Below are 11,847 nucleotides of genomic sequence, written 5' to 3'. Positions count from 1 at the left end.
TTGGTTTTTATGTTATGATTTTTGATTTATTACAACTATAGTGTTACGATATAAAAGTAGAGTATGGCAATCGGGATGTTGGCAAGCTGAATTAAAGCGTTTATGACCATTTGATTTTGATATTTGAGGTGCCAGAATGATGAAATAATAGTTGTGGCAAACACAATTAGATTAATCACCACGGCAGCTACCACGTAAAAAAATCCTGTTATTACCATGATATTATTAAATGGCACAACAAGCATTAACCCTAAGTGTGCAAGCAATATCACGGTGCCAATAATAAAAGACCACCTTGCTACATGAATTGGTGTTTTAATCGTTATAAAAGGATCTGTATCCATTTGCTTATAGATTTAAAAGGTTAAGAAAAATGCATAAGCAGGAACACGTAAAAAAAGGCAATGGGTATGTTGGTTAGCAGCAGTATAATTCCTGACACCAGCTCCCTGTTGTTATCTTTATGGTGCAGTACTGCCGCCATGGTAAAGAGTAGTACAACTACATTTACCACTATTACACCTGCCACATAGGTAAAGGCGTGGGTAACTATAAAACCGTCTTTTGGTGCGTTTAACAGTATGAGCAATAGCGTGGTGCCAAAAAGCAGTGTCGCAGCCCATACCACTACAGGCAGGTTGTGTATCCATTGCGGGGCGCCGGTTTTGTTGTGTGTTATCATGGTAGTATCAGGTTATCTGATTAAAAAAGTATCCTTAATGCGCTGTAGCGGAAGGTGCAGCAGCCCAAAATGATCTACATCATAAAAGCGCAGCGCGTTCTTTCCATCCTTATACCGCTTGTAAAAATACCCGGCATAAAAGGGACACAGCACTATGCCTACTGCCATAGAGAACAGGTTGTTTATGCTGTTGTAGCCATTGCCAAACAGGTAAAACTGTACGGCAATTTCCTGCTTTAGCGATTGCCCGCCCGAAAGGAGTAGCTGAAAAATATCATCCTTTTCCGGCACTACCTTTCCGTAGCTGTGGTTAATAAGGTGTTTTCCCAGGTTGTTGCCTAATGTGCCTTCGGGGTAGGTTATTAAATCGGCAATGGTTAGATTTTTTCTTTTGCGGTCGAACTCTATGCGAACCGCTTCAATTTTGTCTTTCATGGTTTTCATAAGCGATTAATTTTACTTTGAATTTCAAAGTGGAGATACAAATTTTTTTACTTTTCAGGATCGTTATATAAGCTGAACAACAGGAACATAAGCGTACCAAACCCCAGCGTAATGCCCCAGGCAGCGCGGTAGGTTTCGATAGCTATAAGGCTCCAAAATATATCGGATATTAAGTTAAGCGGACGTTGCAGCACATCCCAGCTGTTGTAGCGTAAAAAGCGCCCCAGGTACATGCCAAACCCACTCAGCAGGCAAATGATGCCCATACTGATATCGGCAATCCTGCCTCCAAACTTCATCATAATCATGTTGTATACATTTCTCATGGATGCAAGGCCGAACAAAATGCCACAGGCCGAAAAGGAGATGAGCAACAGCACATCAAACCAAACGGGTACACCGCTTTCTTTGCGCAGGTGGATGAAATCGGTAATAATATAAGGTGCATTGGGCAGCAGCAACAGCCAGCACAGCAGGAGCGGGTAAAAGTAGAAGCGCTTTTCTATCAGGTTAATGCGGTGCATCATTATAGATGTTACGCCCAGTGGGGTGTAGGCCAGGAACAAATTCCAGATGAGGAAGAAAAAGTAGGTACTGCCGGTAACTTTTGCACGCACCAGCAGCAATGCTGCACAAAATAAGGAAAGGGCAAACAGCAGCCAGTACTGTTTAAACTCGTGGGTTAGGGTTAGGCGGATGGTTTTCATATATAATTAATTTTTATAAAGTACTTTGTTTTTCAAAGTTAAAAGGTAAAAAAAAGGGTTAGCCTTTTTGTATTAATTTTTCAAGCGCATCTATATGATCTTTAAAGGCTTTACGGCCCTCTTTAGTAGCCCTGTAACTTGTATTGGGTTTTTTGCCTATAAACTGCTTTTCTACAGCAATATAGCTCTCAGCCTCAAGCGCTTTGGCATGGCTCGCAAGATTACCGTCAGTCACTCCCAGCAGCTCCTTAAGGGTAGTAAAGTCGGCGTACTCATTTACCATGAGTATGCTCATGATACCCAGGCGTATACGGTGGTCAAAAGCTTTATTTATATGTTGTAGTATGTTCTTCACGTAGTTAGTTATTGCGGTCGTATTTAAAATACATAACCGACCCGTATATGATGTGACATACGCCAAAGCCCAGTGCCCAAAACTCCAGTCCGTACCCAATAAAATAGGTGGCCAGCAGCCCTATGATGATGTTGGTTAGCCCAAGGTACCTAACATCGCGCAGGGTAAATTTACTGGCATTAACACAGGCAAGGCCATAAAATATAAGCGTTACCGGGGCAACAAGGCCATATTGCTCCTGTTTTATAAGCAGAAGGGCAAATATACCACCTGTACCTAATGGAATCAAAAAATTAACCAAAAGCCTTTTAGAAGCGCTGCTCCACATGGCATCGCCATTTTTACGGGCTTTTTTAGCGGTTAATATAAAGGCCGTGGTAACGGCAAGCACTAATACGGCACCAGCTATAAGAACGATAAGCTTAAACGGATCGCTTTGCAGGCTTATGCGGCCCACATTAAGATCGGTAATGCGTGCTATGGCAAAAGCGCCTGCCAAGGCATATACACCCGCCATAATTCCGCCAAGCCCACTCAGGGAGATGAACTGGGTAGACTTATCCATCATTTTTTTGATGTCCTGGATATCCTGTAAATAATTTTCCATACAAAAGTACTTTGAATTGCAAAGTAAAATAGAATTTTTGGATTGGCAATGTAATGGGCGTAATTTTTTTAAGAAATTTTTCGTTGACGGCGGTTTGCGTTTCCATTTCGACCGCAGGGAGAAATCTCTTATAAATTTTAATTCCTCAACATTGATCGAAATGGAAAAAAATTACCTACGTTATTAAAATATACCAATCGGTATAAAACCAAAAGTTGCCAAAATGATGCCCTAAAAATATACCGACCGGTATATAAATGACTTTGCAATGATTATCCGGGATGAAAATTCAAGTATTTTGGATCTGTTTTTAGAGCGTAAAAGTAGCGCAACTCAGAATCCAAAAGTGAAATATTAAGCATTTTTGGAATTTTTAAAGTAAGAAAATACTACTTCTCTTGGTTAGAAGCAGGTGTTTAAAATTACCATTCGTTAACCTTATTGGCATCCATTTTAATAAAAATGAACAGCAAAATGGTAAATGCCCACAAGCTCGAACCACCATAGCTAAAGAACGGTAACGGAACCCCAACCGTAGGGAACAGCTTGATTAACATGGTGATATTTACAAAAAAGTGCATAAACAGGATGGATGCCACGCAGTAACCGTACACACGGCTAAGCTTTGATTTTTGACGTTCGGCAAGGTATATAATTCGTAGTAACAGTGTGACAAACAGTGCGATAACAGCAATTGAACCTACAAATCCCCACTCTTCGCCCACAGTGGTAAAGATATAATCGGTATGTTGCTCGGGCACGAATCCGCCTTTGGTTTGTGTGCCTTCAAGGTATCCTTTACCCGTCCAACCGCCTGATCCTATGGCAATTTGCGCCTGGTTAAGGTTGTAGCCTTCGGCCTGCATGTTTACATCTTTGCCAAAAAGTACATTGATACGGTCTTTTTGGTGGTCTTCTAAAACATTATCATAAACGTAGCTTACCGATAGGACAAAAGCGGTCATGGCTACAAATATGATACTGGAAATGATAGGGTTACGCATAGCGCGACGGGTAACAAAGTATTGTGCGAGGATAACGATACCGCCAAATAGTATTACAAATTGTGGCCGTACCAGCAGTGCCGCGAGGAACAATCCAATGGCAATCGCTCCCGTACCAAGGTACCAGCCCGGCAGGCCTTCCCTGTATAATACTAATGATAACGCCATGAATATCATGGCACTACCGGCATCGGGCTGCATCATGATAAGCATTACAGGCAGTGCTATAATGGCGAAAGCTAATAACTGATGGTTGGTGTTCTTAAGGTTTATCTGTACGTCGCTCAGGTACTTAGCCAATACCAGCGATGTGGCTATCTTGGCAAACTCTGACGGCTGCATACTAAAACCACCAAATGAGTACCAGTTGGTTTGCCCCTTTATGGTTTTACCGAGTACAAAAAGCCCTGCAAGCAGCAGTAAACCAAGCCCGTAGAAGATAAAGGCATACTTGTCGTAAATCTTGGCGTCAACCGTAAGTACCACAATAATAAGCGGTATGCTGGTGATGATAAAGAGTATCTGCTTGCCATAAATCTGTCCAATATCAAAGATAGATGTCTCCTCTGTAGGCAGCGATGCCGAGTAGATGGTCATCCATCCCAAGCCCACCATAACCGCATACAGCAGGATAGTGATCCAGTCTATGTTATTGGTAACGCTCTGGTTCTTCATCTTAGTGGTTAATGGTAAATGGCTGTCCGCTAAGCGGTTTCTCGTATTCTGCTTTAAGTCCTTGGGTAAGCATTTTGGTTTCAAGGGCTGTCCTTGTGGTGCTGCCTTTAAGATATTTTTCTATCATTAAAGTGGCAATAGGGCCTGCCCAACGGGCACCCCAGTAGCCGTTCTCTACAAACACCGCAATAGCAATTTTAGGATTTTCACGCGGTGCAAATGCCACAAAGATAGAGTGGTCACTCAGCTGCGTGTTAACCCCATTTATCTTGGTGTAATTCTCGGCGGTACCCGTTTTACCACAAATCTCAATGCCCTCTACGCGCAGGTGCGATGCGGTACCCAGGTTAAACACGTCAAATAACCCGTCGATAACCGGCTTGTAATATTGCTTGTCTATTGTAGTTTGATGCTTGATCCTGAACTTCTTATCGATTTCCTGACCCTTGATCTTCTTGATTACGTGAGGTGTGTAATAGTACCCCTGATTAGCCACGGTAGCCATCATGTTTGCAAGCTGTATAGGCGTCATTAGTACCTCGCCCTGACCAATTGAGTTGGATATAATAGTAGAACTCCTCCAGCCGCCATTAGGATAATAACGTTTGTAAAATTTGGGAGTAGGCACTAAGCCTTTACGTCCTGGCGGGAGGTCATAACCTAAAAAGTCACCCAGTCCAAAGCTCTTAAGGTGGCTGCTCCAGGCATTTACGCCGTATTCCGGCTTAGGGTATTTATCAATCGTAAGTTTAAAAGTATTCGCAAAATAAGTGTTGCACGATTTATAAATACCCTCATGCAGTCGATTCGTACCGCTGTCGTGGCATTTCATAAACGCGCCACGGCCGTAGCTAAACCCGTGGTGGCATACAAAGCTGGTATTCTCGTCAATAACCTCTTCCTGAAGCCCTATAAGCCCGGTAAGGATCTTAAATGGCGATCCCGGCGGGTATTCGGCTAACAGCCCGCGGTCATATAAAGGCTTGGAAATAGAGTCGTTAAATAACGTAGTATAGTTTTTAGAACGGTCGCGGCCAACTAATAACGACGGGTCGTAAGACGGTGCAGTAACCAATGCTAATATCTCACCTGATTGCGGCTCTATAGCTACAATACCGCCACGCTTTTCAAACATAAGTGCTTCGCCGTATTTTTGCAATTCGGCATCAAGCGAAAGCGTAATATCCTTACCCTGAACGGCAACTGTATCGTAAATACCTTCTTTAAAAGAGCCTATTTCGCGGTTAAAACGGTCTTTTTGAACGTACTTAACGCCTTTAACCCCGCGCAGTATCTCTTCGTACATTTCTTCTACACCCTGGCGGCCAATAAGGTCGCCGCTCTTGTAGTATGGGTTTTTCTTGATGGTAGCATCGCCTGCCTGTTGAATGTAGCCAAATACATTTGCCGCCGCGTGCACCTGATAGTCACGTAGTGAACGCTTTACAATGTCAAAACCTTTAAAACGGCGGATGCGTTCCTGAAAACCCGCGAACTCTTTTTTACTTAGCTGTGGTAAAAATACCGAGGGTAGCCTTGGGCTATACACCTTTGCTTTTTCAAGGCGCTGAATAAAGTATTCTTCGGTTATATTTAAAAGCTTGCACATGGCAAGGGTATCGGTATCCTTCATCTCATTGGGAGTAACCATAATGTCGTAAGACGGTTGGTTGGCCACCATGAGCACGCCGTTTCGATCGTATATGTAACCACGCTCAGGATAATCGTATTTTATCTTAATGGCGTTGTTGTCAGACTTTTTAATGTATGAATCGTCGAGTATCTGCAAATAAAAAAGCCTTGCTATTATAAGCAGGGTACCGGCAATTATCAGGGTAGGCAGTAAGATCTTTCTCATTATTGTTTGCCCGGCTTAATTAGGTAAATGGTAATAATGCAAATTATTAACGTGAATATAGTACTATATAGAGTATCCAGCAACGCACTTAATATCAGGTTAAAGCGAAAAGCTTCCAATTGGAACAATATAAGATGGTGCAGTATGATGCTTATGAGTATAAAGGAAAACCGTTCCGGCGAAAGCCTGTCGTTTATCTTAATGGTTTGATATTCATAACTTATACCAAAGGCAAACTTAAAGATGGTGGGGCGCAGGTATGCCAGGACCACACAGGCTACCGAATGCGGCCCTCCGGTGTTAAGGAACATATCTACAAACAAGCCAAGAAAAAAGGCCGATATTAGCAATACTGCCTTATTGCCGTTTACCGGAGACAGAAGTATGAATAAAATGTATGGGTACGGGTTAAGGAAACCAAACAGGTCCAGCCTGTTAAAAACAGCAACCTGTACCGCAAGCAGCGCCAAAAAGCGGAATATATTTATTAAAACGGTACTATTCATTGGTAGTGGCCTGCTGTAGTTGTTCTATTTCTTTACGGTCTTTGTTCTCAATTACATATACATATCCCAGGCTGGTCATGTCGTTAAACAGCCTGATATCCAGTGTGTAATAATTGGTTTTTTTATCTATGTATACTTTTTCTATAGTGCCTATAGGAATATTTTCGGGGAAGATGGTACTCTCGGCACCGGTAACAATAGTGTCGCCTTTAATAACGGTGGCAAGGCGGGGCACATCTACAAGTTGTGCAAAGCCCGTGTTTTTACCGTTCCATATAAGGGTGCCGAAGTGGTTGTTCTTCTTTATCTTAGCGCCAAGCCTGAACTTTTTATTAAGCACGCTTATAATGGTGGCATAGCCATTAGAGGTTTGCTCTATGTAGCCTATAACGCCCTGGCTACTCACTACACCCATATCGGGCTTAATGCCATCTTTAGCGCCATTGTTTATGGTAAGGTAGTTTTCCTGCTTGTTATAGGAGTTTATGATTACCTTACTTTGTATTACTTTAAAGGCGCCCAGTTCGTTTGGTAAGGTAACCGGCGGGCGGTTGGTGCTGTCCTGGGTGTTGTAAAGTAATCTTTTAAGCTGGGCATTTTCAAACGCCAGGTGCTCGTTTTGTTCGCGCAGGCCAAAGTAAGCCTCAACATTATTTATTTGTTCGGATACATAGCCTGTAACCGCATTTGCCGATGATACGGCACGGCTGCGGTGGTAGGAATGCGACTGTATGGTAAATGTTAATGAAATGCCCAAAAGCAGCAAAAACAGTAGTGTGATACTGTTTTTATATAAAAAATTTAATATTTGCTGCATTTCCTAATCCGGTTATTTTATAAGTATGCTCCTGTACTTTGGTATGTTTTTAAGGCTCATGCCTGTTCCTCTTACTACGGCCCTAAGCGGGTCTTCGGCAATATAAACGGGCAGGTCGGTTTTTTGAGAAATCCTTTTATCAAGCCCCCTTAACATCGATCCTCCACCTGCAAGGTAAATACCGGTGTTGTAAATATCTGCAGCAAGTTCCGGTGGTGTCTGGCTCAGGGTTTCCATAACCGCATCCTCAATACGCTGTATCGATTTGTCCAGCGCCTTAGCTATCTCGCGGTACGATACCTCTACCTGTTTAGGCTTGCCTGTTAAAAGGTCACGGCCCTGTACACTCATATCTTCCGGGGCGCTTTCTAAATCTTCAAGGGCAGCGCCTATGGTAATCTTTATTTTCTCTGCAGTACCCTCACCAACAAAAAGGTTGTGCTGGGTACGCATGTAGTAAACAATATCGTTAGTAAAAACGTCGCCGGCAATTTTAACCGATTTATCGCAAACAATACCGCCAAGCGCTATTACTGCAATCTCGGTAGTACCACCGCCTATATCTACGATCATGTTGCCTTTAGGCTGCATAATATCTATACCAATACCAATTGCGGCAGCCATAGGCTCGTGTATAAGATAAACTTCTTTACCGTTAACACGCTCTGCCGATTCTTTTACCGCGCGCATCTCAACCTCAGTAATTCCGCTTGGAATGCAAATAACCATTCGTAAGGCAGGCTGAAACAATTTCTTTTTTAATGCCGGGATGCTTTTAATAAACATGGTAAGCATTTTTTCAGAAGCATCAAAGTCGGCAATAACACCATCCTTAAGGGGGCGTATGGTTTTTATGTTTTCATGCGTTTTACCCTGCATCATGTTAGCCTCTTTACCTACGGCTATTATCTTGCCACTTATGCGGTCGCGGGCCACTATAGACGGGCTGTCTATAACAACTTTATCATTATGTATTATAAGGGTATTCGCGGTGCCAAGGTCAATGGCTATATCCTCGGTCATGAAATCAAAAAATCCCATCTTATATTAGAGGTTAGGTATTTATATTTAGTTTGTGTGTAAGCCTACAAAAGTAATAAAATTAATGTTTAAAATGACGGGTGCCGGTAAATACCATGGCTACGTTGTTTTCGTTGCAATAGTTAATGCTCAGTTCGTCTTTAATAGAACCTCCGGGCTGTATAACTGCTGTAATTCCTGCTTCTTTAGCTATTTCCACGCAATCAGGGAAAGGGAAGAAAGCATCGCTGGCCATAACGGCGCCATTTAGGTCAAAGTTAAAAGATACTGCTTTTTCTATTGCATGCCTTAATGCATCTACACGGCTTGTTTGGCCGGTGCCCGATGCATATAGTTGCTTGTTCTTTGCAAATACAATAGTGTTACTTTTTGTGTGCTTGCAAATTTTTGATGCAAAAAGCAGGTCTTCTACTTCCTGGTTAGTAGGTGATGTAACCGTAACGGTAGTTAGGTGCTCTTTATTGTCTGTAATATTATCTTTATCCTGAACCAATAACCCGTTAAGGCACGTACGAACCTGTTTTTCAGGTAACGCCACATCGTGCTGTACTAAAATTATCCTGTTCTTTTTTTCCTGAAGTATGGCAGTAGCATCATCATCATAAGCCGGGGCAATTACAACCTCGCAAAACAGCTTGTTGATTTCTTCGGCAGCAGCCTTATCAATTTTAGCATTTGAGATCAATACACCTCCAAAGGCAGAAGTAGGGTCGCCGGCAAGGGCATCAAGATAGGCCTCTTTAACCGTTTCCCTTGTGGCAATACCACACGCATTATTGTGCTTAAGTATAGCAAATGTAGGCCCGTCGGTTTTAAATTCGGCTATCAGGTTTACTGCAGCGTCTACGTCTAACAGGTTGTTGTAAGATAACTCTTTTCCGTGTACTTTAGAGAACATTTTATCGAATTCTCCAAAAAAGAATCCTTTTTGGTGCGGATTCTCGCCGTAGCGCAGTACCTGCCCGTTTGCAACGCTTTCTTTAAAGAAAGTCTCATCGGTATTAAAGTAGTTAAATATGGCTGCATCGTAGTGTGAAGACGTATGAAAAGCGTGTGTAGCAAAAAGTTTCCTTTCCTCCAGCGTAGTGCCGCCGTTGTTGTTAGTATATGTTTCTAAAAACAGGGCATAATCATCTACCGATGCTACAATAACCGTGTCTTTAAAATTCTTGGCCGCAGCTCTTATAAGCGATATACCGCCAATGTCTATTTTTTCTATAATATCAGCCTCAGATGCACCCGAAGCTACCGTTTTTTCAAAAGGGTACAGGTCTACAATAACCAGGTCTATCTGCGGTATGTCAAACTCCTTCATTTGCTGTACATCCTGCTCATTGTCCTGACGGTTAAGGATACCTCCAAATACCTTAGGGTGAAGCGTTTTAACCCTTCCGCCCAGTATAGATGGGTACGAAGTTACATCCTCAACAGGTACTACCGGTATGCCCAGATCTTTAATAAAGGTTTCGGTACCGCCCGTAGAATACAGGGTTACACCTTGCGCCTGAAGCGCTTTAACGATAGGCTCAAGGCCATCTTTACTAAATACCGATATTAACGCCGATGAAATGGTTTTTGTACTGCTCATTTGTTGTGTGTTTAATAAAGGTGCAAAAGTAATATTTGTATAGTTAACATTCAAAAGCAGAACGCCCTATTTTTAAATTATTTAAAATTTTATAGCCTTAAGGTTTCAGGATTTTAAAAAAATGCTCAATTTTACGCTATACAATACTAATTACACCATGCTGCTATACCTGCGCCTGCTTAAAGAAAGCTTTGCTTTTGCCATAAGTGCACTTACTAACAATAAGCTGCGCACCTTTTTGTCGCTCCTTGGGGTCACTATAGGTATCTTCTCTATCATTGCCGTGTTGGCGGCAGTAGACTCGCTGGACCGTAAGATCAGGGCCGACCTAAACAAGGTGGATAAGAACACTATGTACCTTAAGCGTTTTTCTTTTGCACCAAGTGATATACCCCGCTGGAAAATGGAGCAGTTTCCGGATGTTACGTATGATGAGTATGAAAAACTGAAGGAGTCTGTGCCATCGGCACAGTATATGGCGTTCCAGGTGTTTACAAATAACGAGACGATACGCTACCAGGATAAATCGGCTACAGATGTTAATATGATACCGGTGTCGCATGAGTTTATTGATATACAGAGCGATAAAATAGGACAGGGGCGTTTTTATAACGAAAGTGAAAGTAATGCCGGCGCTGCAGTAGTGGTACTGGGGTATGAAATTGCCCAGGCACTTTTTGGCGATGAGGATCCTATTGACAAAAAAATACGCATGTACGGGCAACGCTTTACCGTTATTGGCGTGCTGGCCAAGCTGGGTAGCGGCGGACTGGGGATGCCCAGTAACGATACCGCCGCCATATTCCCTGTAAATTTTATAAGGCGGGTGTATGGTGACCATAACGATTTTATGACGCCAATAATTATCATTAAGCCTTTTACAGGTGCCGACCCGGAAGCTGTAAAAGCCGACCTAACCCAAAAACTACGACAAATTCGCGGTATTAAAGCCGGACAAATTGATAATTTTATGATTGATATTATTGCCTCGTTTACTGAGTTTATAGACCAGATAGTAGGGGTTATGAATTTGGTGGGATGGATCATCAGCGGGTTCTCTCTGCTTGTGGGGGGCTTTGGTATTGCTAATATTATGTTCGTATCGGTTAAGGAGCGTACGGGCCTTATCGGTATTCAGAAATCATTAGGCGCCAAGAACAGGTTTATACTACTACAATTTTTATTTGAGGCTGTAATACTATCATTATTTGGCGGTATACTCGGGCTACTAATGGTTTGGGGTATAGCTGCTGCCGCTACCAGCCTGCTGGACTTTGAATTTGTACTGAGCTTTAGTAACATCATGCTGGGTACTGGCCTCTCGGCTGCTATTGGGTTGGTGTCGGGTATACTGCCTGCTATATCGGCATCTAAATTAGATCCTGTAGAGGCAATCAGGAGCGGGATGTAAGCTGTAAGTTTAGAGGATTCAGTCTCGGTTTGCAGTAGGATGCATTGAGTACGTCTTGGGTAATTACCGAAAGTATTCGCGCATTGCATGTAGTAGCTGCGTAAAACCGTGTTAATCCGCGATTGCGAAGCATCAGCTAAATCCGCGTTCCA

13 protein-coding genes are annotated in these 11,847 nt (G+C 42.6%); 1 reads left to right on the top strand and 12 read right to left on the bottom strand.

The genetic code is table 11. The features are described from left to right. Positions 1–35 precede the first annotated feature (35 nt). From FMM05_RS03385 to purH, 12 genes are all read right to left on the bottom strand, one after another. Complete coding sequence (locus tag FMM05_RS03385; protein ID WP_143371939.1) at positions 36–344, bottom strand: hypothetical protein; 309 nt, start codon at positions 342–344, stop codon at positions 36–38. Positions 345–364: 20 nt separating this feature from the next. Continuing rightward, positions 365–682 (bottom strand): hypothetical protein, encoded by a 318-nt coding sequence (locus FMM05_RS03380; RefSeq protein ID WP_143371938.1) that lies wholly within the window; start codon positions 680–682, stop codon positions 365–367. A 12-nt stretch (positions 683–694) separates the two neighbouring features. Further along, positions 695–1,126, bottom strand: coding sequence for a hypothetical protein (locus FMM05_RS03375; protein WP_143371937.1), 432 nt, complete (start codon positions 1,124–1,126; stop codon positions 695–697). 47 nt (positions 1,127–1,173) lie between these two features. Continuing rightward, complete coding sequence (locus tag FMM05_RS03370; RefSeq protein ID WP_143371936.1) at positions 1,174–1,833, bottom strand: DUF1361 domain-containing protein; 660 nt, start codon at positions 1,831–1,833, stop codon at positions 1,174–1,176. A 58-nt stretch (positions 1,834–1,891) separates the two neighbouring features. Continuing rightward, entirely contained in the window at positions 1,892–2,188 is a 297-nt protein-coding gene (locus FMM05_RS03365) for a winged helix-turn-helix domain-containing protein (RefSeq protein WP_143371935.1), read from the bottom strand. Between the two features lie 4 nt (positions 2,189–2,192). Then, positions 2,193–2,795 (bottom strand): hypothetical protein, encoded by a 603-nt coding sequence (locus tag FMM05_RS03360; protein ID WP_143371934.1) that lies wholly within the window; start codon positions 2,793–2,795, stop codon positions 2,193–2,195. Positions 2,796–3,217: 422 nt separating this feature from the next. Continuing rightward, the gene (gene rodA, locus FMM05_RS03355; protein ID WP_143371933.1) at positions 3,218–4,474 is read right to left on the bottom strand and encodes a rod shape-determining protein RodA; all 1,257 of its coding nucleotides are present in this window, start codon (positions 4,472–4,474) and stop codon (positions 3,218–3,220) included. A 1-nt stretch (position 4,475) separates the two neighbouring features. Beyond that, on the bottom strand, positions 4,476–6,332 hold the full coding sequence (gene mrdA, locus FMM05_RS03350) for a penicillin-binding protein 2 (RefSeq protein WP_143371932.1): 1,857 nt from the start codon (positions 6,330–6,332) through the stop codon (positions 4,476–4,478). Beyond that, complete coding sequence (locus FMM05_RS03345; protein WP_143371931.1) at positions 6,332–6,838, bottom strand: rod shape-determining protein MreD; 507 nt, start codon at positions 6,836–6,838, stop codon at positions 6,332–6,334. Before FMM05_RS03345 ends, mrdA begins: the two co-directional genes overlap by 1 nt. After that, positions 6,831–7,655: a rod shape-determining protein MreC gene (gene mreC / locus FMM05_RS03340; RefSeq protein ID WP_143371930.1), complete on the bottom strand. Its 825-nt coding sequence runs from the start codon at positions 7,653–7,655 to the stop codon at positions 6,831–6,833. Before mreC ends, FMM05_RS03345 begins: the two co-directional genes overlap by 8 nt. Before the next feature lie 12 nt (positions 7,656–7,667). Then, a complete protein-coding gene (locus FMM05_RS03335; RefSeq protein ID WP_143371929.1) occupies positions 7,668–8,696 on the bottom strand; it encodes a rod shape-determining protein in 1,029 nt (342 codons plus the stop codon). 61 nt (positions 8,697–8,757) lie between these two features. Beyond that, entirely contained in the window at positions 8,758–10,284 is a 1,527-nt protein-coding gene (gene purH, locus FMM05_RS03330) for a bifunctional phosphoribosylaminoimidazolecarboxamide formyltransferase/IMP cyclohydrolase (protein WP_143371928.1), read from the bottom strand. Positions 10,285–10,441: 157 nt separating this feature from the next. Between purH and FMM05_RS03325 the strand changes: the two genes are divergently transcribed. Beyond that, positions 10,442–11,695: an ABC transporter permease gene (locus FMM05_RS03325; protein ID WP_143372282.1), complete on the top strand. Its 1,254-nt coding sequence runs from the start codon at positions 10,442–10,444 to the stop codon at positions 11,693–11,695. Positions 11,696–11,847: the final 152 nt, after the last annotated feature.

The sequence above is a fragment of the Flavobacterium zepuense genome (assembly GCF_007097145.1).
Lineage (GTDB): Bacteria > Bacteroidota > Bacteroidia > Flavobacteriales > Flavobacteriaceae > Flavobacterium > Flavobacterium zepuense.
The sequence above is the reverse complement of the archived record's forward strand: the minus strand, read 5'-3'. Positions and strand labels throughout refer to the sequence as shown.